This is a genomic window from Actinomycetes bacterium (genome assembly GCA_022599915.1).
Lineage (GTDB): Bacteria > Actinomycetota > Actinomycetes > S36-B12.
In genome coordinates this window covers 23,683-46,789 of sequence record JAHZLH010000056.1, presented here as the reverse complement: position 1 = coordinate 46,789, position 23,107 = coordinate 23,683, and the positions used below count along the sequence as shown (strand labels likewise).

20 protein-coding genes are annotated in these 23,107 nt (G+C 61.9%); 4 read left to right on the top strand and 16 right to left on the bottom strand.

The window, feature by feature from the left end:
- Positions 1–85: 85 nt before the first annotated feature.
- From K0U62_09560 to K0U62_09535, 6 genes are all read right to left on the bottom strand, one after another.
- Entirely contained in the window at positions 86–1,810 is a 1,725-nt protein-coding gene (locus K0U62_09560) for a glycerol-3-phosphate dehydrogenase/oxidase (protein MCH9801760.1), read from the bottom strand.
- 52 nt (positions 1,811–1,862) lie between these two features.
- Complete coding sequence (locus tag K0U62_09555; GenBank protein ID MCH9801759.1) at positions 1,863–2,969, bottom strand: GuaB3 family IMP dehydrogenase-related protein; 1,107 nt, start codon at positions 2,967–2,969, stop codon at positions 1,863–1,865.
- A gap of 4 nt (positions 2,970–2,973) precedes the next feature.
- Positions 2,974–4,485 (bottom strand): IMP dehydrogenase, encoded by a 1,512-nt coding sequence (guaB, locus tag K0U62_09550; GenBank protein ID MCH9801758.1) that lies wholly within the window; start codon positions 4,483–4,485, stop codon positions 2,974–2,976.
- 69 nt (positions 4,486–4,554) lie between these two features.
- Complete coding sequence (locus K0U62_09545; GenBank protein MCH9801757.1) at positions 4,555–5,154, bottom strand: response regulator transcription factor; 600 nt, start codon at positions 5,152–5,154, stop codon at positions 4,555–4,557.
- A gap of 69 nt (positions 5,155–5,223) precedes the next feature.
- Entirely contained in the window at positions 5,224–5,967 is a 744-nt protein-coding gene (locus K0U62_09540) for a hypothetical protein (protein MCH9801756.1), read from the bottom strand.
- A gap of 115 nt (positions 5,968–6,082) precedes the next feature.
- A complete protein-coding gene (locus tag K0U62_09535; GenBank protein ID MCH9801755.1) occupies positions 6,083–6,985 on the bottom strand; it encodes a MerR family transcriptional regulator in 903 nt (300 codons plus the stop codon).
- Positions 6,986–7,122: 137 nt separating this feature from the next.
- Between K0U62_09535 and K0U62_09530 the strand changes: the two genes are divergently transcribed.
- Complete coding sequence (locus tag K0U62_09530) at positions 7,123–7,416, top strand: WhiB family transcriptional regulator (GenBank protein MCH9801754.1); 294 nt, start codon at positions 7,123–7,125, stop codon at positions 7,414–7,416.
- Positions 7,417–7,530: 114 nt separating this feature from the next.
- On the opposite strand, the gene groL is transcribed toward K0U62_09530, so the two are convergent.
- Positions 7,531–9,162: a chaperonin GroEL gene (gene groL / locus K0U62_09525; GenBank protein ID MCH9801753.1), complete on the bottom strand. Its 1,632-nt coding sequence runs from the start codon at positions 9,160–9,162 to the stop codon at positions 7,531–7,533.
- Positions 9,163–9,303: 141 nt separating this feature from the next.
- The gene (gene groES / locus K0U62_09520) at positions 9,304–9,603 is read right to left on the bottom strand and encodes a co-chaperone GroES (GenBank protein ID MCH9801752.1); all 300 of its coding nucleotides are present in this window, start codon (positions 9,601–9,603) and stop codon (positions 9,304–9,306) included.
- Positions 9,604–9,834: 231 nt separating this feature from the next.
- On the opposite strand from groES, the gene K0U62_09515 reads away from it, so the two are divergent.
- From K0U62_09515 to K0U62_09505, 3 genes are read left to right on the top strand one after another with little or no spacing between them, the layout of a single operon-like run.
- The gene (locus tag K0U62_09515; GenBank protein MCH9801751.1) at positions 9,835–11,040 is read left to right on the top strand and encodes a hypothetical protein; all 1,206 of its coding nucleotides are present in this window, start codon (positions 9,835–9,837) and stop codon (positions 11,038–11,040) included.
- A gap of 11 nt (positions 11,041–11,051) precedes the next feature.
- Complete coding sequence (locus K0U62_09510; GenBank protein ID MCH9801750.1) at positions 11,052–11,714, top strand: AzlC family ABC transporter permease; 663 nt, start codon at positions 11,052–11,054, stop codon at positions 11,712–11,714.
- Positions 11,714–12,022 (top strand): AzlD domain-containing protein, encoded by a 309-nt coding sequence (locus tag K0U62_09505; GenBank protein ID MCH9801749.1) that lies wholly within the window; start codon positions 11,714–11,716, stop codon positions 12,020–12,022. The genes K0U62_09510 and K0U62_09505 overlap by 1 nt, the downstream gene beginning before the upstream one ends.
- On the opposite strand, the gene K0U62_09500 is transcribed toward K0U62_09505, so the two are convergent.
- The 8 genes from K0U62_09500 to K0U62_09465 all read right to left on the bottom strand — a co-directional run bounded on the left by K0U62_09500 (position 12,019) and on the right by K0U62_09465 (position 23,104).
- Positions 12,019–16,593 carry a choice-of-anchor D domain-containing protein gene (locus K0U62_09500; protein MCH9801748.1) on the bottom strand — a complete coding sequence of 1,525 codons (4,575 nt, stop codon included), beginning with the start codon at positions 16,591–16,593 and terminating at the stop codon, positions 12,019–12,021. The genes K0U62_09505 and K0U62_09500 overlap by 4 nt on opposite strands.
- Before the next feature lie 146 nt (positions 16,594–16,739).
- Complete coding sequence (tsaD, locus tag K0U62_09495; GenBank protein ID MCH9801747.1) at positions 16,740–17,792, bottom strand: tRNA (adenosine(37)-N6)-threonylcarbamoyltransferase complex transferase subunit TsaD; 1,053 nt, start codon at positions 17,790–17,792, stop codon at positions 16,740–16,742.
- Positions 17,785–18,279: a ribosomal protein S18-alanine N-acetyltransferase gene (gene rimI / locus K0U62_09490; GenBank protein ID MCH9801746.1), complete on the bottom strand. Its 495-nt coding sequence runs from the start codon at positions 18,277–18,279 to the stop codon at positions 17,785–17,787. The genes tsaD and rimI overlap by 8 nt, the downstream gene beginning before the upstream one ends.
- Positions 18,276–18,965 (bottom strand): tRNA (adenosine(37)-N6)-threonylcarbamoyltransferase complex dimerization subunit type 1 TsaB, encoded by a 690-nt coding sequence (gene tsaB, locus K0U62_09485; protein MCH9801745.1) that lies wholly within the window; start codon positions 18,963–18,965, stop codon positions 18,276–18,278. Before tsaB ends, rimI begins: the two co-directional genes overlap by 4 nt.
- On the bottom strand, positions 18,908–19,387 hold the full coding sequence (gene tsaE, locus K0U62_09480) for a tRNA (adenosine(37)-N6)-threonylcarbamoyltransferase complex ATPase subunit type 1 TsaE (protein MCH9801744.1): 480 nt from the start codon (positions 19,385–19,387) through the stop codon (positions 18,908–18,910). The genes tsaB and tsaE overlap by 58 nt, the downstream gene beginning before the upstream one ends.
- Positions 19,388–19,401: 14 nt before the next feature.
- Positions 19,402–20,463 carry an alpha/beta hydrolase gene (locus K0U62_09475; GenBank protein ID MCH9801743.1) on the bottom strand — a complete coding sequence of 354 codons (1,062 nt, stop codon included), beginning with the start codon at positions 20,461–20,463 and terminating at the stop codon, positions 19,402–19,404.
- The gene (gene alr / locus K0U62_09470) at positions 20,463–21,629 is read right to left on the bottom strand and encodes an alanine racemase (GenBank protein ID MCH9801742.1); all 1,167 of its coding nucleotides are present in this window, start codon (positions 21,627–21,629) and stop codon (positions 20,463–20,465) included. The genes K0U62_09475 and alr overlap by 1 nt, the downstream gene beginning before the upstream one ends.
- Entirely contained in the window at positions 21,626–23,104 is a 1,479-nt protein-coding gene (locus tag K0U62_09465; protein ID MCH9801741.1) for an NAD(P)H-hydrate dehydratase, read from the bottom strand. The genes alr and K0U62_09465 overlap by 4 nt, the downstream gene beginning before the upstream one ends.
- Between the last annotated feature and the right edge of the window lie 3 nt (positions 23,105–23,107).

The following is a 23,107-nucleotide window of genomic DNA, read 5'->3' as shown; positions in this document are numbered from 1 at the left end:
AGTCACCCCCGAAACTGTTGCCAGCGTACCCTTCCATCCCGGTCAGAGCACATAGTTTCTCGGTCAGCGGGTTGATCAGTGATCGCTACTCATCAGTACCGGAGAGGTACTCCTCGACCGCCTGTTCTTGTTCAGCCGGAGTCCAGCCCAACTCGGCAGCAAGTACGTCAGCCACCCAGGCAGCGACTGAATGGCCCGCGTCGGGCGTCTCGAGCGCCAATCGAGTTCGCCGCACCAGAACGTCAGCGATGGTCATAGCGCCCTCATCCCGCACCGCAGTGACAACCTCGGCGCGCAGATAAGGCGCATCCGGAGATAGTCGCTCAATTAACTTGGGATTCGTCTCGATTAACTTCACCACTTCCGCGGCGCGATCGCCATGTCGGCGCAGCAGATGCACGACGGTCTCCTCCGGCAAATCCCAATCTCGGGCTAGCCGGCTACGAGATTGCCACAGATCGGCATAGCCAGCGGCTCCCACCAGCGGCAGGTCTGCGGTGCCACATTCCGGCGGCTCCCCCGCCACGAAAGCCGCGCGCTCTGTTACCGCCGCGTCCACTGCATCGGCGGCCATCACCCGATAGGTGGTGTACTTGCCGCCAGCGATCATGACCAGCCCGGGCAACGGCCGCAGCACTACGTGTTCCCGAGACATCTGCGCTGTGGCGTCATCATCATCACCGACTACCTCGGTTGCGACCAGTGGGCGCAACCCGCAGTAGACCCCCACGATGTCGTCTCGATCGAGCGGTTCCGCCAGCCAGCGGTTAGTTTGCTCGAGCAGATACGCGATGTCCTCATCATCGGCCTGCGGATCAGCCAGATCTCCCTCATAGTCTGTGTCGGTGGTCCCGATCAGCCAGAAGTCCTCACCCCAGGGCAGAAGGAAAAGCACGCTGGTAGGGGTGCGAGCGATGATGGCGCTGCTGGAGCGGATCCGGTTGCGGGGAACGACTAGGTGCACACCCTTGGCCTGCCGCACCCGGGCACCCTCTGGAGCGATTCCCGCGACCTCGCGAAACATGTCGGTCCAAACTCCGGTAGCCGACAACACACACCGGGCGTATACATCGAATTCCTCACCAGCCACGCGCACCCGCACGCCCACGACTCGGTCCTGCTCGGCATCTAGTGGTTCCTTGAGGACAGCTACTGCTTGACACTGGGTCAGCAAGGCCGCCCCGGCTGCCGCGGCGGACCGAGCTAGCGCCAAGGTGTGGCGCGCGTCGTCGATCTGGGCGTCGTAGAACCGCACCGCCGACTTGATCTGATCAGCGGCCAGCCCAGGTGCAAGCCCCCGGACCGCGGCCCGGGACAAAGTTTTGGGTCGAGGCATGGTGCCGCCGTAGGCGCCCACCCGCGACAGCATGTCGTACAAGGTGACGCCAGCCCCAACGTACGGCTTTTCCCATGACCGGCCGGACAGCGGCAGCAGGAAAGCCAGCGGCCGCACCAGATGCGGTGCGATTCGATCGAGTAGCAATCCGCGTTCGGTAAGCGCCTCGTGTACCAAAGCAAACTCGCGATGCTCCAGATAACGCAATCCGCCGTGAGCCAGCCGACTGGATCGGCTGGAGGTACCGGCCGCGTAGTCGCTTTGCTCAATGAGACCGACCGTCAATCCCCGGCTTGCCGCGTCGAAGGCAGAGCCGCAGCCGACAACACCGCCACCGACAACGAGGAGGTCTAGCGGTTGGTCGGCGGTAGCGGAGCGCAACCGCTGCAACGACTCCGCCCGGTAGGCGGGACTAAGTGCATCGGAATGCTGTTGATCCGCCGGATCAGCTGCGATCACCGAGGTTTCGTTCACAAAGCAACGGTAGACCAGCGAGCCATTTTCCGCTGCGACCCCCACCACGGCATCAGTCGCCGAGAATGACCTCAACCCGCTGGAACTCCTTGAGATCGGTGTAGCCGGCGGTGGAAACCGCCTTGCGGATAGCACCGGCTAGGTTCATAGTTCCGTCAGCAGTGTGGCTGGGACCCTGAACAATCTCGGCCAGCGTTCCAGCGGTACCGAGTCGTACCCGCTGTCCTCGCGGCAAAGTCGGATGGACGGCCTCCGGGCCCCAGTGCATACCTCGACCTGGCGAGTCTGTTCCCCGGGCCAAGGCCGAACCAACCACAACAGCGTCGGCACCACATGCCAGCGCGCGGACCATGTGACCGCTGCGACCCATCGAGCCGTCTGCGAGGACATGAACGTAGCGGCCGCCGGATTCGTCCAGGTAGTCTCGGCGAGCTTCAGCGACCTCAGCGACCGCTGTGGCCATGGGCACCCGCACACCCAGCACGTTCGCTGTCCGGTGCGCGGCACCACCTCCGAAACCCACCAGCACCCCAGCAGCACCGGTTCGCATGAGGTGCAGGGCTGACTGGTAGTTGGCGCAGCCGCCCACGATCACCGGCACATCAAGGTCGCCGATAAAGGAACGCAGATTCAGTGGCTCACCGTCGGCCGCAACATGCTGCGCGCTGACCGTTGTCCCCCGGATGACGAGCAGGTCTGTTGCGCCGGCGATGAGCGGACCAAACTCCGCCGCCCGACTGGGGCTCACCGCGACAGCTACGATCCGGCCACTGGCACGAAGTTTGGCAATGCGGTCGGTGACCAGATCCGGATCGATGGGCTGAGCGTAGATTTGCTGCATCCGCGGGGTGGCGGCTTCGTCAGGGAGAGCCACGATTTCGTCAAGGTAGGGCTGCGCATCAGAGTAGCGGGACCATAGGCCCTCAATGTTCAACACCGCGAGCACTCCGAGGTCCGCCAATGTTGCCGCTGATTCTGGCGAAACCACGGAGTCGGTCGGAGCAGCCATCAACGGTGCATCGAATCGATAGGCGTCAATCTGCCAGTCGAGCGACACGTCGGTTGCGTTCCGAGTTCGTCGACTTGGCACCACACTGACTTCATCAAAGGTGTAGGCACGTCGACTGCGCCGAGCTCTACCAATCTCGTATTCGCTCATGGCGTTACCTCGTCGTCGGGAAATAGTTGGGGGCCTCCGACGTCACCTGCACATCGTGCGGGTGACTCTCCCGCAACCCTGCAGCCGTGATCCGCACGAAGCGACCCTTGGTTTGCAGTTCGGGGATGCTGGAAGCCCCGGAGTACCCCATGGCAGCCCGTAGCCCGCCCACCAACTGATGTGCGACTGCCGCCAGCGGACCACGGTAGGGCACCTGGCCTTCGATTCCTTCTGGAACGAGTTTGTCGTCCGACAACACATCGTCTTGGAAGTAGCGATCTTTGGAGTAGGAGCGAGCCTCACCCCTGCCTTGCATTGCCCCGAGGGAACCCATGCCACGGTATTGCTTGAACTGCTTACCGTTGACGAACACCATCTCGCCAGGAGCCTCGGTAGTGCCCGCCAGCAGCGAACCCAGCATCACGGAGTCCGCACCCGCTACCAACGCCTTTGCAATGTCCCCGCTGTATTGCAGCCCGCCATCGCCGATCACCGGAATGCCGGCGGGCCGGGCAACCTGTGCGACGTTATAGATAGCACTGATTTGCGGTACACCCACACCCGCGACCACTCGGGTCGTGCAGATAGATCCGGGGCCCACGCCCACCTTGAGACCATCAGCCCCAGCCGCGATGAGCGCCGAAGCAGCCGCTGCCGTGGCGATATTGCCACCAACAACCTGCACGCTGGTCTCGGCCTTGACTCGCTGAACCATCTCCAGTACCGCTCGGCTATGACCGTGGGCAGTGTCCACGACTATGACATCAGCGCCAGCCTCCACCAGCAGCAGCGACCGCTTGTATGAGTCCTCGCCTACGCCTACCGCCGCTCCTACCCGCAGCCGCTCCGATGCGTCTTTGGTGGCCTGGGGATAGCGCTCCGACTTGGTGAAGTCCTTGACCGTGATCAACCCAGATAGCCGACCCAGGTCGTCCACCAGTGGTAGCTTTTCAATCTTGTGTTGGGCTAGCAGCCCATAGGCCTCTTCTCGCGCCATGCCCACTGAGCCGGTAACGAGTGGCATCGGAGTCATAACCTCAGCCACCTTGCGAGCGGGATCTTCGATGAATCGCATGTCTCGGTTCGTCACGATGCCGAGCAGCCGGCCGTCATCTGCGACCACGGGCGCACCAGAGATCCGGTAGCGAGAGCAGAGTCGTTCCACGTCCGCGATGGTGTCGTCTGAGCGACAGGTCACCGGGTTGGTGAGCATGCCAGCTTCGGAGCGCTTGACCAGGTCCACTTCAATGGCCTGCTCCTCGGCGGACATGTTGCGGTGCAGAATTCCGATACCGCCCTGCCGGGCCATGGCGATCGCCATTCGACCTTCGGTGACCGTGTCCATTGCACTGGAAACCAAGGGGATGGCCAACTCGATCTCCCGGGTGAGCCGAGTAGTCGCATTCGCCTCACTGGGAATCACGTCGGACTCGTTGGGCAGGAGCAGAACGTCGTCGTAGGTGAGTCCTAGTTCACCGAACGGATCGTGAGTTTGCTGGTTCCCAGAATCTGACACACGAACCTCGCTCTCGTCGGGATTTAAGGGTACTGCCCCGCCGCCGAGGCTGCTACGACCGGCGGTGGGTCAGGGGATCAGACCGCGCCTTAGCCCCTCCGCCACTGCGTGGCCCCGGTCGGAAACCGACAGTTTACGAAACAGCCGGCGCGCATGAGTCTTGACTGTGTCCTCAGAGAGGAAGAGCTCTTTACCAATCTGCGCGTTACTCATACCCTCGCTCATCCCCCGTAATACCTGCTGCTCCCGCTCGGTCAGCGTCGGTCCGGTCTCGTGCCGCTGCGCAGGTATTTCGGCTGGTGCACCACCGTCGGTCAACGCCGCCAGCACGGCCGCCACTTCCTGCGGCGATGCGTCTTTGGCCAAGTAACCGCTGGCTCCGGCGACCACCGCTTCCGCTATCGGTTGCGGCGCTTCCCCGGTTGTCAACATAATCACCACCGCGTCGGCATGGTGCTCTCGTAGCTGGTGGAGCGCCGACAGCCCACCAATGCCGGGCATCTGCACATCTAGGAAAACCACATCGGGGGATTCAACGGTATAGCGAGCGAGCATCTCTTCACCGCTCGCGGTGGTGCTGATCTGGGCCACTTCCGGTATCGCAGTCAGGCAGCGTCGCAGAGTCGCCCGAACCCCGGGCGAGTCATCACAGACCATTACCGATGCCATGCGACCTCCTGAGTCACCCCTATGCTCCCGTGTTCCGACCCGTTGGTCCACCGGGTAGTCAATTCATCCCTAGTGTCCGACTCGTCCGTTCTGGACCTTTTCCTTGTACCAAGATCGCCGCAGCGACGTCCCCGTCCAGCGAGCGCCTACCCCGTGGGGCAATCGGGCTGCAATGTAATCCAGCGCTGCAACCCCTTGACTGCGCTCGCCCACCGTTGCCCGGTCCGCCAAAACTTCGACCGCCGGCCACAACAACGGCCGCAGTTGCAGCTGGAACGCTTGGTGCACGACGTTGTGCAACAGTTGCTCGCCATCACCATGCCGGCGCACGTCCCGAGCGACAGCTAGGAAGAGCTCCGATTTCAGTTGGTGACGAGGCGAATCGTGCTCTTGCGCCAGGGTGACGGCCATCTCCGCATGAGTCACCGCTGCGGCAAGCTCCCCGCGGAGCAAATCAACCTCAGCCGCCACCCAGCGGTAGCGAACCTGATCCCGCCACGTCGCCAGCCGCGGCTGCGCCGTCGCCAAGATTTCAGCTGCTGCCGCAGCATCACCGAGACCCACATAGTCCGCCGCCGAACCAATAACACTGTCCGTCCCTGCAGCGCCTGGGACTGCTGCTGCCGCACGATCGAGCGGCAACGCCCGGTCATGTTCATTGAGTTGTCGCAACCCGGACGCCATTGTGGTGGCAGCAAGTCCAGCCAGCTCAGTCGGCCGTTTGGTTGCGCTATTCCCAGATGATTCGACGCGAGCCGCTCGTGCCAGCGGTTGCAGAATCAGAAAAGCACGGGAGTAGTCGCCGGTGGCCATCCAACAAACGGCTGCAGCCCACTGGCACCAAGCATCGTCGCTGCCAGCGATTGCAGCGAGGCCGGCTAGCGGAGCCTGGTATAGAGCCGGCCAGGCATTACCCGAGCGCGCTGGCTCACCGGGCATATGCCAGTTCATCCACGGCGTCGGCCAGTGAGGCGGGGTGCGGGCAGTCAATGTCCACCTCACACCACCCAGGGCCTAGAAGGACTACCTCTACGGGTGGCCGCAAAGCCGGCATTTGCTGCGGGAGCTGTGGATCAGCTGCCTGCTTCAGCTGTGCCCACACAGCCACCTTCCGCGGTCGAACCCGCGACACTGCTCCTGCCAGGGAGGATAGCGGCATCTTGCTGCCCAAGAGCATTGAAGGGGTGCCCGTGGACAGAAGAGCAGAGTGCAGCGCCATCAGCGGCAAGGCGTGCTCCTCCTTGTCCGCGCAAGCCAGTAGGACCGGTCGGGAACCGCTCACTCGTTCCGGGGTAGTGCTCAGCAGCGCGGCGGTCACCCCCACCGCGAGGACATGTTCCACATCAATGCCGTCCCCAGTTTGCGCCCAACGGTCACCGACGGCAATCAACACCGGAACAATCACTTCTTGCCAGGTACCGATTACGCCGTGCTCTTCGATTAGTCCGACAAGTTGCTCGGAGATCGCATCGCTGTTCAACGACATTGCGGCCCGGGCCAGACCGCGCTGTTGATCAGTGCCGTCGGGTAACTTCAGGACCCGACCACCGCCGGCCCGCGCGCTGCGCGCCGGCGAGCGAGTACCTATTTGCGGCAGTGAACTGGCAGCGACAGCCTCAGCCGCCGGATGCCCGGCCTGCACAAGCTCGCTGGCCACCTGCAGGCGAGCGAGATCTTGACTGTTATATCTACGATGCCCACCTGAAGTGCGAATGCTGGGCGACAAGCCGTAACGCCGATCCCACGTTCGTACTGTCGCGGCCGTGAGACCTACCCGGGCGGCGGCTTCAGAAACCGATAGCGACGGTTCGACAGGCAACGCATTTGACATCCCTAAAGTTTGGCCCCAATGAGGCAATTCCGCCACTGGACATCCGATTGAGGTCCGAAATTCGGCCCGCAACACTTTTGTCGTATGAGTTGACTAAGTTTTGCAACAGTTCTAGTATCAGGTCCAAGGAGGGCATCATGGCCAATCTCACCCGACTACCGGGACCAAACGCAGACTTCTGGGACTGGCAGCTGCACGCAGCCTGCCGCGGTACTGATTCAGAGGTTTTCTTCCACCCCGAACGGGAACGAGGTGAAGCTCGTGACCGGCGAGAGGTCGCAGCCAAGGCGATTTGCGCAGCTTGCCCGGTCCGGCAGGAATGCCTCGATCACTCGCTGGCGGTGAAAGAGCCGTACGGCGTGTGGGGTGGGCTCACCGAACATGAGCGTGCCGCCCTGCTGAAGCGGAACAAATTCTCCGCTGCCTGCTAACTTTTCTTCTCCTCTAACAACGAAGGGCCCCGGCTTCCGCCGGGGCCCTTCGTTACGTTGTCCTTCGCGCGTCGTTCGCCGATGTGGCGGCCGGGTGTATCTGGCCGCGGCGACTTAGTGCATGTGCCCGCCAGGGCCGTGACTGTGACCATGACCGTGACCGTCGGCTTCCTGCTCCTCAGGCTTCTCTACGACCAGCACGTCAGTGGTGAGCAGCAGACCAGCAATCGAGACTGCATTTTGCAGTGCCGAGCGGGTCACTTTCACCGGATCGATCACACCATTACTGATGAGCTCTTCGTAGATTCCGGTCGCGGCGTTGTAGCCGGTTCCGGGATCAGCCTCCGCTACCCGAGTGGTCACCACGTAGCCGGCCTCACCGGCGTTCTCAGCAATCCAGCGCAACGGCTCGCGCAACGCGTTGCGCACTACGCGAACACCAACAGCCTCCTCGTCGTCCAACTCCACCTTGTCGAGGGCCCGAGCGGCATGCACTAGCGCAGATCCGCCACCGGGAACAATGCCCTCTTCGAGTGCCGCCCGCGTGGCAGCAACGGCATCCTCTATTCGGTGCTTCCGCTCCTTCAGCTCGACCTCGGTAGCTGCACCTACCTGAATGACACAGACGCCACCGGCGAGTTTCGCTAGCCGCTCATTCAACTTTTCCCGATCCCAATCGGAATCGGTGGCCTCGATCTCCCGCCGCAGCAGCGCCACCCGCTCCTCGACGGCCTGCTCGGTGCCGCCGCCATCGACGATCGTGGTGTCGTCCTTGGTGACGACAACCCGCCGGGCGCTACCCAGGACCTCGGGTCCGACCTGATCGAGCCGGAGCCCAACCTCTTCAGCCACGACGGTGGCACCGGTGAGGACGGCCATATCTTCCAGCATGGCCTTGCGACGGTCACCGAAGGCGGGCGCCTTCACTGCGACGGCTGTTAGGGTGCCGCGAACTCGGTTCACCACAAGCGTGGACAGCGCTTCACCTTCGATGTCCTCCGCAATAATCAGCAACTGCTTGCTTGACTGCAGGATCTTCTCCAGTAACGGCAACAAATCATTAATCGCGGAGATCTTGCCCTGCACCAACAGAACCGACGGATCTTCGAGGACCGCTTCCATCCGCTCCGGATCCGTCACGAAGTAGGGCGACAGGTAACCCTTGTCGAACTGCATCCCCTCGGTGAACGACAGATCAACACCCATCGTCTGGCTTTCTTCCACGGAGATGACGCCATCGGCGCCCACCTTGGCGAAAGCCTCGGCGATCAAGCGACCGACCTCAGCATCTTGAGAGGAAATCGTGGCGACCTGTTCGGTCTCCTTGTCCCCCTGGACCTCACGGGCATCATTCTTCAACTGCTCTACAACTGCTTCACAGGCTGCATTCAGGCCACGCTTCAACGCCAGCGGATTCACGCCGGCGGTTACTACCCGCAAACCTTCGTGAACCAACGCCTGCGCCAAGACTGTCGCGGTCGTCGTTCCGTCACCAGCGATGTCATTGGTCTTGGTGGCAACCTCTTTAACGAGCTGCGCTCCCAAGTTTTCGTAGGGATCTTCCAACTCGATGTCGCGAGCGATCGTCACACCATCATTGGTGATGGTGGGAGCGCCCCAGGACTTATCGAGCACTACGTTGCGACCTTTGGGACCGAGGGTGACCCGCACCGTGTCGGCCAACTTGTCAACGCCGGCTTCCAGCGAGGCCCGGGCATTGGAATCGAACTCAAGAATCTTTGGCATGTCTTTCCTGTTCCTGTCTGATGAAAATCATTTGTGGTAGCTGAGCAGTGCTGCCCGACTCAGCGCCATGGCTCGGCACAGCACAGCAACGCCCCGGAGGCTGGTTCCCCAACCCCCGGGGCGTCACGAATTAGTAGTAGCTCACTTCTCCACTATCGCGAGCACGTCGCGAGCGGAGAGGATGAGGTACTCCTCGTTGTTGTACTTGACCTCAGTGCCGCCGTACTTGCTATAGATCACGGTGTCGCCAACGGAGATGTCAACCGGAATCCGGTTCTCACCTTCGTCATCGAAACGACCGGGACCAACTGCCACGACCTGCCCCTCCTGGGGCTTTTCCTTGGCAGTGTCTGGGATAACCAGACCGGACGCGGTGGTCTGCTCCGCGTCCAACGGCAGGACCAGAATCCGGTCCTCTAGTGGCTTGATAGAGACTGACACGTCTCGACCTCCCCTTTCGGGAATGCAGTTCCTACAGATGGATTGCGGGCGCCGACCGTTATCGCGGTTACGGTCCCCGTCCGCAGTTGGCACTTTCCAACGGAGAGTGCCAGGACAACCGTAAGCGCTGATTAGCACTCCGTCAAGCAGAGTGCCAGCGGGTGTCAGGTTTACCCCACTCAGTTGACCCAACTACCCGCCGTTGCCAGCCTCGACCGGCACCATAGAACTGTGACCAGCATCCCACCCGCTGATCTCCTCGCGCCGAGCACCGACCCGGTCTGGCGGGCGGCAACAGCCCTGACAGCGCCCGGCCCCGCTGCGGTGGCTCGAATCCGGCGGGAAAACCCCGACATCCCCGCTGACGTAGTGTCGGCCATCATCACGCAAACCACCCTGCGCCGTCAGGCTCAGCCGCAGTTGGGCAGTGTCGCCGATCAGTTGCTCTTCACCTCGGCCGGCGCGCAGCAGTGCACTCGACCCGTCGTTGCCGCTCGACGCGCCCGGCTACTCGCGGCACGGGGAACTACCGAAATCCTCGATTTGGGGTGCGGTATCGGCGTGGACTCACTGGCCTGTCAACGCGCCGGGCTGGCAGTTGTTCCGGTGGAACAGGATCCAACGACTGCCCTGCTAGCCGAAGCAAACCTCGGCATCCCAGTGACCGTCACAGACGTCACTAGCGCGGAACTCCCCGAGGCAGATGCCACCTTCGTGGATCCCGCTCGCCGCGAGGGCGACCGTCGGATCCTCAACCCCGATCGCTGGGCGCCACCATGGCACTGGGTGATCGACTACGCCGCTCAACATCCCAGAACCGTGGCGAAGGCCGCCCCGGGTCTGCCGCATGAGGCGATCAACTCTGACTGTGCCGCCGAATGGATCAGTGTGTCGGGTCAACTGGTGGAGACCTGTGTCTGGTTTCCCGGGCTGACCGATGCCTTTCCCCGACGTAATGCGGTCTTGCTGCGACCAAGTGACGATCCGTGGCAATCGACCATTGAACAACAACTGAACAGCGACACGGATCCTGCACCCGCACCAGTGGGGCAACCCAACGACTGGATCGTGGAACCGGACCCAGCAATTATTCGTTCCCACCTAATCGATGTTCTCGCGGCCCGGATAAATGCCGTCGGCCTCAGTCCTGGGATTGCCTATCTCACGACGGCAAGCCCGCCGACTGAATCCTGGGGACAACTGTTTCGAGTTCTTGCTGAGGTGCCCGCTGGCGGCAAGGCCCTGAAAATGGAGTTGCGCCGAAGAAACATTGGCAAGATCGAGGTCCACACCCGGGGCCTCGGCATCGACCCAGCCCGACTGCGCAAATCTCTTGGGCTGTCCGGAAAGGGGCCGGTGCACCACTTGTTGCTGACTCGAGTCGCGGGGTCCGCCAACGGATTTCTTGTCGAGCCGCAGCAGCCGCAACCCCACTAGGATGGCGCTTCGTGGCTTCCATCAACACCCAGGCAGCAACCATCGGTGTGGCTACCGGCGCCTACGGGATCTCGTTTGGCGCGCTTGCCGTTGCTGGTGGGTTCTCCTGGTTGCAAGCCATGGCGTTCTCGCTGCTGATGTTCACTGGCGCTTCCCAGTTCGCGGCAGTCGCGATCGTGGCCACTGGTGGGGCAGGTTTCGCAGCAGTGCTGACTACGTGGTTGTTAGGCATCCGCAATGGGCTGTACGCCATGTCACTCTCTGCCCGGCTACGACCGCGAGGTTGGCGACTCCCGTTCGCAGCTCAGTTGACGATTGACGAATCCACCGCGATGGCAATCTCGCATGACGATCCGGCCACTGACGATCGGGGCGGGTTTCGCCGGGCCTTCTGGGCAACCGGAATCGCGGTATTCGCGCTGTGGAACCTCGGCACTTTGATTGGGGCGCTGGGGGCAGCGGCGGTGGGAGACCCGGCCGACTGGGGGCTTGATGCCGCGGCACCCGCTGCCTTACTGGCGCTGCTGTGGCCGCGACTGTCCGATCGAACGGCCCGCTGGACTGCCGCCGGGGCGGTACTGGTTGCCGTCGGCTGCATGCCGCTGCTACCGCCCGGGCTGCCCGTCCTGGCCAGCGCGCTAGTGGCTCTGGTCATCGGATTAAGGCGGTCATAATGTGGCCGATCGTGCTGGCCGGAGCCGCTGGCTGCTACCTGATCAAGCTGCTGGGCTATCTGTTGCCGCAGGAATGGCTGTCCGGCAAGAAGTTCGCCGCCATCAACGCACTGCTTCCTATCGCGCTGCTTAGCTCGCTGGTGGTCGTGCTGACCTTCAGCGCGCCGGCCGGTCTGACTATAGACGCGCGGATCGCTGGCGTTGCCGTAGCCGTGCTGCTCCTTGCACTGCGAGCGCCCTTCTTACTTGTGGTGTTCGGCGCAGCGGCAACCGCAGCACTGCTGCGGTTGACCGGCTTCGTCAGCTAGCCCGTTCCATACTTGGTAGGGATTCCGCGCTTACCTGCCGTGAAAGCAACCTTGGCCTTCGGTCCCGCGCCAAAGACGTTAACCGCCCTCACTTGAACCACGTAGTCCCGATTGGCCACTAGCTTCGTGAACTTGCGCGAGATCTTGCCGTTGGGCGCCGGCACCCAATCCTGACTCTTCCAGCGGGTGTACCCCTTGGCACGCTTCTTGCCAGGCTTACTGATCCGCGATTCGTAGGCCGTGATTGGGCCACCACCAATATTCTTGGGCTTCTTCCAAGTAGCGACTGCCGTCCTCGCTGAACGCTGTTTCGCGGGAACCTGCAGCTTCCTCACCTTGTCGGGAACCCCCGCAGCGCCATTGGAATCATCGTTGATGGTGAGGGTCTGACCAGTCCCAGCCAGAGCCACCAGGTTCGGGCTACCACCGGTATTGGATGTCAGTTTCACGACAGCCGCTGAACTGCCGTCGCCTCGCGGGAAATAACGAACCTTGATCACGCAACTGCTGCCCGGCTTGACGCGCCGATCAGTGCAATCGCCGTCGTTGGCCACGTCAAACTCATCCGCATCATCCACGACTTCAGCTTTTTTCACCGCCAATGACCCATCGCCAATGTTGTCGAGGCGCAAATTCCGCGTCGCCACACTGCCGACATCGACCGTCCCGAAGTCCACTGGGTCCGCGCTGATGGTCGCCTGCACACCTTCACCAACCACGGCCAGCCAATCGGGGCTACTCGCGGAATCGGACAAGACACGTACATCCGCATGTCGTGGACCAGTCTCGCTGGGTGAAAAACGGACGGGCACGGTGCAGGACTTGCCTGGCAAAAGCGTCTTGACCTTACAACCTGGTCCTTCGGCAATGAACTCACTCACATCACCAAATACTTTGATGCGACCGATGCTAATCGGAGCGTCCCCGGAGTTGGTCACGCGTAGTTTCTTGCTGGCCGAATCACCGACGGCAACGCTGCCGAAGTCGGTGATATCCGCGGACAGTTGACCAATAAGACCCACACCCTGAACTAAGAACTGATCCGGACTGGTCAAGTTATTGCTGGTCACGGTGATTGCGGCTGAGCGCAAACCACCCTCGCGGGGGGCGAACTTCACGACTGCTCGACAGCCTTTACCCGCTGGAATCTTTCCATCACGACAGTTGCCGTCCTTTACGGAAAACTCTTTGCCGGGGACCACCAGGTTCTTGATACGCAACGGAACCGCGCCCACGTTGCGGACACGAACTTTTTGTTCCGAGTTACCACCGACGGCAGTATCCGGAAAGTCCGCGATCGGCGCGGCCAATAGGGCGGTCGCTCCCCTGCCAGCCAACGGCAGGAAGGAGTCCCGCCCTGCCGAACGCTTGACCCGCAGTTCAGCACCGCGAGCTCCCAATTCAGTTGGCGTGAACTCAACTTTGACTACACAGCTCTCATCGGCTGCTAGCCGACCTTTGCAGTCTGAATAGTTAAGAATCTCGAACTCATCCGATCCAGATGCCAAGGTCACCCGCTCGATCCCCACCGCGCCCTCGCCGACATTTCGAATCTTTACGTTGCTGCGGCGACTTGCCCCAATTTCGGTGGGCTTGTCGAAAGCGCCGGGCTTCGTTTTCAGCTCCGCCAGCGGCGTGACGGCCCCGACCGCAATGTCCGTCGGCCCCGACCGCTGACCCAATCCGGCGTTCGAGGTGACGCGCACGATGGCGGCGTATGAGCCGTCTACCTGCTGAGAGTCGAATTTCACTTCCACCGAACATTTGCTACGCGGCGTAACCGGAGCATCAGTACAGTCCGAAGTGTCAGGAATGCTGAAGAGATCAGCGGGTTCGCCAGTGGCCCTGACTACTTGCAGATCAGTCATTAGCAGATTGGCGGTTCCAATGTTTCTCAGTTCAAGTTTCAAGTCACCTTGGTACTCGTTCACGGCACTGACGGGTTCCGAGTCGATCATCGCAAAGGTGCCTCGTGCAGACATGCCGATTTGGAGCGACGGATTAGCCGCATCTGAGGTGACCAGTACGACGCCTGAGGCCGGCCCGACCGAGGACGGCGTCGGGCTAGGCTCGAAACGCACGTCAATCTCGCAGGCATCGCCAGGAGCCAGCAACTTGTCGCGGCAGCGATCCGCCACCAACGTGAAGCCTGAACTCTGATCCAGTTCCGAAACTTGCGCCGAAGTTACTCGCGCGGAACCGGCTGACTCACCGGTCGCTGAGTTTCGCACCTCGATAGTCTTTATGCTGCCATCGGTACCGATCTCGACGCCACCAAAGTCCACGTCCACGGCGGTGAGTTCTCCTACGGCACCATTTCCAGCCAGACCCACCGCCATGACCGGGTTCACCGCATTAGAAGACACCAGCACAGCCGCGGTCTTCTCGCCGATCGATTCTGGCGCGAACTCCACGACGATGTCGCAGCTGCCGCCCTTGGCCAGGGTAGTGCCGGTACAGGAGTCCTTCTCGATCGAGAACCCGAACTCCTGCTCTTGATCTACAACAACACCAGTGATCGTTGCCGTGTCCGATGTTTCCCCCGCGGAGTTGGTCACGGTCATGGTCCGAGTTTGCGGACGGGCCAAATCTACGAGGCCAAAGTCAATCGCATCGGCACTCAACACACCTTGCACACCATTGGCCTGCACCGATAGCTCGGCGTCCTGATATCCGGGTGCTGCGAACCGCCACGCCGCCGCTAGCGGCCCGGTGCGAGTGGGAGAAAATGACCATTTCCCAGCACACTCATCAGTGAAGGCGATCTGACCAGCGGAAATCACGCAGCCGTCGGCGGGCTTAAGACTCTGATCATCTCGTTGACCTTCAGGCTCCACGGCGGACGAGGCAGTGACCGAACCCCCTGGGATCGCTGCCAGCGCAACATCTTCGGAACCGGTTTCGTTCACGCGGACATCGCCGAACTCCACCTGACGCGGAGACACCTTCAGATAGGGACATTCCGCCTGCGGCATATCACTGGTGCCGTTTACCCAGTTGACGACGACTGAGTCGGGTCGGGTGGTGAAATCCCACCCGGAGACACTGTGGGAGTGGCTGCCGTCGGTAGTGGAGGTTCGTTTTGACCCCAAACTGTTCTTTCCAGCCGCACCCCAGACTTTGCTCATTGCCCCGGAAATACCATCGTCATAGTTCTTACTGCCAAAGCGATGTGTGTGCGTGGCTGGGCTGGGGGAGCCGAGGTTCAACGCTGACGTTTTCGTGCGGCGGGAGATCTGCGAATTCACCGAAGACCCAGCGTGGTCACCAGTCTGCACGAGGAACCCACCCGCTGTGTTGTTCAAGCCAGTCCAACCCGCAGGTGTACTACTCGATAGCCCCGCCACCACCGAGTTCGGCGGCAGCAAGAAGTCAGCTCGACATTCTGCGGGATAGTCCCCACGAACAATCCACCGCACCGTCAGCGAATCGGGTCGGGTGACCGAATCCCCCGAAATCGTATGCGACCCGTTGGACTGTGAACCAGTGACGTTCGGATTCGATGCGGGCGGGTTGTTGCACGTTGCCTTAGAGCTGGAACTGCACGTGTTGGCATTCGCCCGCCGCTTCTCGGTACCACCACCACCCCCAGTCTGACCGAAGCTGCCGATACTGTGAGAGTGCGCACCACCACTCGACGTTGTTAACGAAGCCTTTCGCGGCAACTTAGTCTGCGACGACAGTTTCTGTCCCAACTGCCACCCCGACTTCCACTCGGTCAGGTAGCGACCGTTCCAGTTCGGCGTCTTCCCGCCATTCCGATCTAGCGTCGACACGGCGTTGAAGTAGCTTTCCAACCCACTATTGCCCGACGTCGACACTCCGGTCATCGACAGCCAACCAGACGGGGTGCTACTCGATGTCGTAGCCACTACCAGCCCCACGGGCACCAACGACTGCGAGGTACACGCCCCCTGATGATCAGCCTTGATCAACCAATGCCCCACCACCGACGGCGGGCGAGTAGAGGAGTCACCACCAGTAATGGGGTGAGTATGATCACCATCTGTTGTGGTCGGAATCGACTGGTTGGTCTTGCCCGAAATCCAACCGCGACCATTGCTCGTTCCGGAACCACTTCCGTCGACGCCGTATTTGAATGAATGACCGTTACCTGTACTGGTTGAGTTTGACTGCGGTGCCCCGGTCAAATAGCCCAGTTTCTCCCCTAGCCCGGCCTGGGTACTGTTGTTGTCCTTCATCGCAGCCCGCGCAGAACTGGTCGACCCTTTGCCGACGAGCCACCTGCCGGAGAAGTTGGGCAACTTGCCCGAGGAGTAGCCCGAAGATCCCTGCAACGATGCATGCAGCTTGGGATACGTCGAGGTACTAAACGACGACCCATTCAGCTTTTTCCAACCGGTCGGCGCTTCAGACTTCAGCCAAAACGCAATGGATCCGGGCGGCACCAACGCATCGCAATCGCTGTTCGCCAGCCCGCCACTCGCCGCCGCGCGCGCAGGTTGCTCCGCTGGTGCCGACAGTCCAGTAAGCAGCAAACCTGCACCCGCTACCGCCAGCATCATCGATGTCAACAGCGGCCGACGACGATTGTTCTCCCCGATTGACACAGATTCCTCCTGAGTGGGACACCCCGCGCCCCGCAAGACCAATACATGCAAACTTGAAAATAACAAGCGGTCTCATGCACCCAAGATCAAAAAAAAATTGGGAATCTTGAGGAAAAATTGCGGTTTGCCGCAAACCCGAGCCACGTTTACGTCTGTACAGTGACCTGCGTCACCGGCAGCGAGGACTCCGCCGGAAAATCATCAACACTGGGAGCAATCCCTCGGCTCACAGCTAGCGATCCCAACGCTGCCACCATGGCACCGTTGTCGGTACACAATCCTGGCGCCGGAATTCTCAGCCGAATTCCGGCGGCCTCGCTGCGCTGTTCGGCCAGTGCCCGCAACCTGGAATTAGCCGCAACCCCGCCGCCAATAATCAGATGGTCAAAGCCTTGCTCGGCGCATACCGCCACCGACTTGCGAACTAAGACGTCAGCGACTGCTTCTTGGAAACTTGCGGCAACGTCAGCGACCGGTACTTCTCGACCCGCAGCTTGGCACTGTTCCACCCAGCGAGCCACAGCGGTCTTCAGCCCGCTGAACGAAAAGTCGTACCGGTGCCGCTGCAGGTCCCGGCCACTGGTTAGTCCTCGCGGAAAGTCGATGGCGGTCGGGTCTCCCTCAGCAGCTAGCTGATCGATGTAGGGACCACCTGGAAAGGGCAGCCCTAACAACCGCGCCACTTTGTCGAAAGCCTCACCGGCCGCATCGTCGATCGTGGCTCCCATCGGTGAAATACCGGTCACCAGATCGGTCACAGCCAACAGCGAGCTGTGGCCACCAGATACCAACAGGGCTACCGACGGTTCCGGTACCGGAGTGCCCGACAAGCCTTCCACCGCGACGTGCGAGGCCAAATGGTTCACGCCATAGACCGGCTTATCCAGCGCCAGCCCGAGCGCCTTGGCAGCGCTCACCCCCACCACCAGAGCTCCCGCCAAACCGGGACCCGCGGTAACCGCAATCGCGTCCACATCGTGCAGCGAAACTCCGGCATCACTACAGGCCCGCTGCAAGGTCGGCACCATGGCTTCCAGGTGGGCTCGGCTGGCTACCTCCGGCACGATGCCACCGAATCGGGCGTGCTCGTCGGCGCTGCTAGCGATCGTGTTGGCCAGCAGCCGGTGCCCCGCCACAATGCCGACGCCGGTTTCGTCGCAGGAGGTTTCGATGCCCAATACGAGCGGCTCGTCAGCCATGCGGCACCTCCGAGAGTGGCAGAGGTTCGCTGCGCCGCAGTCGCATGTTGACCGCGTCGGTGCCATCTGCGTAGTACCTGCGCCGCACCCCGAGACGAATGAACCCTGCCGATTCATAGAGCCGCAGTGCCGCAGTGTTGTCAGCCCGCACCTCAAGAAAAATCCTGCTGCAGTCTTGTTCCCACGCGGCTTGGATCACTCGGATCAAGAGTTGCTGTCCAACCCCGGCTCCTTGCACTGCGGCAGTCACCGCAACCGTTTGAACATCGGCGTCGGGCGGCGAGAGAAAAATCCCGGCGTAGCCGACAAGAACATCAGACTGTTCAGCGACCAGATACCAGCGATCCAGCGACAGCCGGGCCAGTTCGTGATCGATTTGTTCCGCGCTCCACGCATCAGCACCAAAGAGTTCCTGCTCGATAGCCCGCATCTGCTCGGCATCCGTCGGGATCGCCGGACGGATGGTGGTGAGGCCCGCTGAACTCATGAGCCAGCCCCCTTGTTTGCCGCCGACCAGGTGACGTCGGGAGCGCGCAGATACAGCGGCGTTAGCGAGTCTGGCTGATCACCGGAAGCAACTCGTTCGGCCGTGGCTACCGCCACTGCCGCCAACGCGCTGGCGTCCAGTGCAGTGGCACCCCGGGCACGACGATCCGGATCAGTGAGCAACGCTTGATCGCCACAGACCGGCTCCGAGCCCACCAACTCCCGCGCAGTATCCCGCGGGAGCACCTGCGGCTCAGCGGTCCGTTGCCCGGCTGCGTAGTGCGCCAGGAAAACCTCACCACGGCGAGCATCTAAGATGGCCCAACCGTCGGCCAGCCCGCTCTGCTGCGCCACAACATCCAACGAACCGACACCCACAGCCGGAATCTCGCGCGCCCAGGCCAGCGTCTGAGCCGCCACGAGTCCTACGCGCAGACCAGTAAAGGCACCCGGCCCCCGACCAGTAGCCACCAGATCAGGGTCGCCGCATGCCAAGGCCGCGCGCAGTAGCGGAGCTAGGTCTTCCGCGTGAGCACGCTGCCGCTGACCGGAGTCAGCAAACCGAACTGTGCCGTTGCGATCAACCGCCGCCACTACTGGAAACGGTCCACAGGTATCGAGAGCGAGAATCAAATCAGCACCTGCTGCCAGGTCTGCTGCACCGCCGCGATTTCCTCGCTGCCCCACCGAGGCCCGCAACCGCGAATCGCCACCGTGCGCCGGTGTTCCTCGCTGCCGTCGCCGCGATCAAATTCGATCTCCAGCCAGGAGTCGGAAATTTCGGCCATGACTGATTGTCCCCACTCCACCACGGTGACCACCGCCTCGGTGTCCAGATCGAGGTCAGCGAACTCTTCCGGAGCGCTCACCCGATAGGCATCGCAATGCAACAGGTTCACGCGTGGGCCCCGGTGCTGGCGGGCGATGACAAAGGTGGGGCTGGCCACTGGATCAGCAAGTTCCAGCCCCCGCCCAAGCCCGCGGGTGAAGGTGGTCTTGCCCGCTCCGAGCGGGCCGATCAGACACACCGCGTCCCCCGGCTGTAGCAACTCGGCCAAGGCAGCGCCCAGCGCTTCGGTGGCGGCTGGATCAGGCACCGGGAACGTGATGGGCAACGAATCAGTCACGCTGTGATGTTCCTACGCACGGCGTCGATGAGTTCCAGCAGGTATCGGTTCACATCGTGATACCGCTCGATAATGATCATGTGGCCAGTCGCTGGCACAATCACTAGTTCTGCGCCGGGGATATGGCGAACGATCTCGACGCTGTGATGATGCGGGGTCACCAAGTCGCGATCACCCACCATCACCAAGGTCTCGCCCGACTGCAACGCTGCCAATGCTTCCTGCTTGTCGTGGGCAGTCAAATGAGGCGCAAAATCGGCAATGACGTCGATCGGTGTACTGGCAATCATGTCAGCGACGAACTGAGTGCGGTTCTGGGAATAGTTGCTGCCAAATGAGTACGTATGAGTCAGCGCATAGGTCAGATCGCTAATGTGGTGCCGACCTAGTTCAATCACCTCCCGGTTGGCTTTCGCTAGTGCCGCTAGTTCGGAAGTATGGGAATGGACGAACCCGGCCGCCGGAGTAGGCAACCCCAAACTGACCTCATTCATGTGGCCGGAACTGGTCGCAAACAGTGCGACCCCTCGGACTCGGTCGCCAAACAACTCTGGATGCTCCTCCGCGAGCGACATGATTGTCATGCCGCCCATGGAGTGACCAGCCAGAACAACTGGCCCGGTTGGCGCGCAGTCCTCGATGATCCGAACCAGATCTCGACCTAGCTGATCAACGTTGTGGGTCTCCGGGCTACCGCGGCCGGAGCGACCGTGAGAACGCTGATCCCAAAACACCATCCGGACATTGCCGCGCAGGTCCCGTTGTTGGTAGTGCCAGCAGTCCATGTTGAGTGAAAAGCCGTGGGTGAAGATCACCGTCAACTCATCATCGAATTCGTCGTTCGCCTCATCAATTTCAGCGATGAGCGCAGTGCCATCGTCCGCCATGACAGTCACTCGTCGACCGCGCAACATACCCAATGGCTCATCCCGTTCTGGGTCGAACCGAGATCGACCGACAGCGTTTCGTTCGGCCAACATTCCCAAGCCGACACCAGCGGCTGCCGCTCCCAACCCCAGCGCAGCGACCCCTAACCGTTTGGGTAGCGACGACTGCATCAGTCGACCCCGCGATACTGCCGAGGCACCCGCGGACCAATTCGGGTGACGATCTCATAGCCGATCGTGCCAATCTTGTCCGCCCACTGATCCGCGGTCGGGCCCGCTGAGCGGCCCTCGCCGAAGAGTTCTACCTCGGCACCGGCCTTGATCGGCGCATCCCCGACATCCAGCACGAACTGATCCATCGCCACTCGACCGGCAACGGAGAAAGTTCTTTCAGCAACCCGCACTGGCAATAGCCCCGATCCTGCCCGCGGGATGCCATCGGCATAACCCAACGGAACTAGCGCCAGCCGAGTCTGACTGGCAGCGCGATAAGTCTGCCCGTAGGAAACCCCGTGGCCCGCTGGGACCACTTTGCTGAGCACTACCCGCGCTTTCAGCGTCATCGCCGGCCGCAGGCCAAGTTCGGTTGCCGTTCCCAGTTCAGGACCTGGAGTCAGCCCGTACATCGCGATGCCACAGCGCACCATGTCGAAATGGGTGGCGGGGAAAGCGAAAGTTCCCGCCGATGCGGCCAGATGACGCACTCGTGGCTGCACACCCAGGCTGTCCGCCTGTGCCAGACCTTCTCGAAAGACCTGCAGTTGCTGGTTGGTTGCCGGACTATCGGGTTCATCAGCGGAGGCCAGATGACTCCAGATACCTACGATGTCGATGCGACCGCCATCGCGCAGCGCCAGCGCTTGGCGAAGGAGTTCCTCCCACTGCTGCGGGGTCGCACCGTTTCGACCCAAACCGGTATCAAGTTTCAGATGCACTCCCACTCGAGCGCCCGCTTGCTGCGCCGCGACCGCGATCTGGTTCAGCATCTGAGACGAACTCGCCGCTATTTCGACTCCGGCAGCAGCGCAGTCGGTGAGGTCTTCGCCCGGGGCGTAGAGCCAACACAGCAGTGGTCCTTGATCGCCCGCCCGCCGCAGTTGCATTGCTTCGGCGGGGAGCGCAACTCCCAAATAATCGACTCCCGCCAGTCGAGCTGTTTCGGCCACCGGCAGCATGCCGTGGCCGTAGGCGTCAGCTTTCACCACGGCCTGCAGTAACGATCCGGGGGCGATCTCCCGCAGCCGAGCGATATTCGCTGCGATCGCAGCGAGATCTACCTCGGCAACTGCTCGGTCCACTGTGTCATTGTTGCCGTTCTGGGACTCCGAAGCACTCATCTGCGAATCTCAGCCACCGCATCCGGAACGGCAGTGACCACGTCCCATGCGGTAGTGGGCCGCCCACTGCGGCCCGCGGTCCTCCCAGCGAGACCATGCAGATAGACCCCGGCAGCTACCGCTTCCGCGCAAGTCCGCTCACCGGCACGGGCAGCCACGGCGCCTACGATGCCGGCCAACGCATCACCGGTCCCGGCAGTCGCCAACGCCGGACTTCCCATCAGATCCACGAACGCATCACCGGCAGGTTCGGCGATCACGCTGCTGGCGCCCTTCAGCACCACAATCGCCCCGCAGTCGGCAGCGGCGGCGCGGGCAGCCGTGACTCGATCTGCGGACAACGAAAATCCCAACCGGGTGAATTCACCCACGTGTGGGGTGATGATGCTCGGTGCGGTCCGCAACCGCAGTCGTTCCCGCAATGGGGGGTGCTCCGCTAGCAAGGTGAGTGCGTCAGCGTCCGCGACTACCGGCAGATCGGTATCCAGTACGTCCGCGAGTAGTTGCGCGGCAGCTGAATCAGTACCCAAGCCTGGACCAATCACCCATCCGGTTGCCCGGGGATCCTGTTGCGGCTCGTCGGTCGTGATGACGACATCAGGAAAGCGATGAACGACAGCCTCGGCTGCAGCCAGCGATTGCGGCGAACTGTGTAGCCGGACCATGCCGACACCGCTATGGCGAGCAGCGCCCACCACCATATGGGCCGCGCCGGGATATTGCGCTGATCCGGCCGCTGCCGCCAAGACACCGTGACTGTACTTGTAGTCCGTCGGTGACAACGGCGCAAACCAGCGACGAACGTCAATCGGGTCCAAGACCGCGAGATCGGCTGACTGTTGGGCCAGGGCTGGTTCCAGTCCGATATCAACTACTTCGATCGTTCCCGCTCGCCACCGGCCTGGGTCCAGAAGGAGACCAGACTTGAGACAGCCGAACGTTACGGTGACATCAGCGGTGACCACTCGCTCGGCGTCTGCCACTGCACCGGTATCTGGGTCTACCCCGCTGGGAACATCCGCGGCGATAACTACTGCGCCAGCCGCCGCCTGCACCAATTCCGCTGCTGGGGACCGCAGCTGGCCGCTCGCCCCAATACCCACGATGCCGTCCAAGACCAGGTCAGCTTCACTGGTCATCGTCGCTGCCGCTGAATCAGTCGCTGTCACGACATGTCCGCCCGCCGCTCGCACGGCGGCGGCACCGGTGGCATGCGATGAGTCGGCCACCGTGATGGCGGAGACCGCAGCACCCCGGCCGGCCAGGTCAGCTAGTGCGAACAGCACATCACCGCCATTGTTACCGGAACCGACCAGGGCAACTACCCGGGCGCCAGCAACACCACCGACTAGGGCGCCGGCAGCAACTCGGGCGAGTCCAGCAGCAGCGACTGTCATTAATTCTGGCTCTGCGACCGTCCGCATTAGTTCTTCTTCTGCCGCGCGCACCGCAGCAACCCGATAGGCGTACCTCACAAC

Coding starts and splice junctions, on each gene's coding strand:
- K0U62_09555 (MCH9801759.1), bottom strand. CDS start 2,969: ATGAGCGAATACGAGATTGGTAGAGCTCGGCGCAGTCGACGTGCCTAC.
- K0U62_09545 (MCH9801757.1), bottom strand. CDS start 5,154: ATGGCATCGGTAATGGTCTGTGATGACTCGCCCGGGGTTCGGGCGACT.
- K0U62_09540 (MCH9801756.1), bottom strand. CDS start 5,967: ATGGCCACCGGCGACTACTCCCGTGCTTTTCTGATTCTGCAACCGCTG.
- K0U62_09535 (MCH9801755.1), bottom strand. CDS start 6,985: ATGTCAAATGCGTTGCCTGTCGAACCGTCGCTATCGGTTTCTGAAGCC.
- K0U62_09530 (MCH9801754.1), top strand. CDS start 7,123: ATGGCCAATCTCACCCGACTACCGGGACCAAACGCAGACTTCTGGGAC.
- groL (MCH9801753.1), bottom strand. CDS start 9,162: ATGCCAAAGATTCTTGAGTTCGATTCCAATGCCCGGGCCTCGCTGGAA.
- K0U62_09505 (MCH9801749.1), top strand. CDS start 11,714: ATGTGGCCGATCGTGCTGGCCGGAGCCGCTGGCTGCTACCTGATCAAG.
- tsaD (MCH9801747.1), bottom strand. CDS start 17,792: ATGGCTGACGAGCCGCTCGTATTGGGCATCGAAACCTCCTGCGACGAA.
- rimI (MCH9801746.1), bottom strand. CDS start 18,279: ATGAGTTCAGCGGGCCTCACCACCATCCGTCCGGCGATCCCGACGGAT.
- K0U62_09475 (MCH9801743.1), bottom strand. CDS start 20,463: ATGCAGTCGTCGCTACCCAAACGGTTAGGGGTCGCTGCGCTGGGGTTG.
- alr (MCH9801742.1), bottom strand. CDS start 21,629: ATGAGTGCTTCGGAGTCCCAGAACGGCAACAATGACACAGTGGACCGA.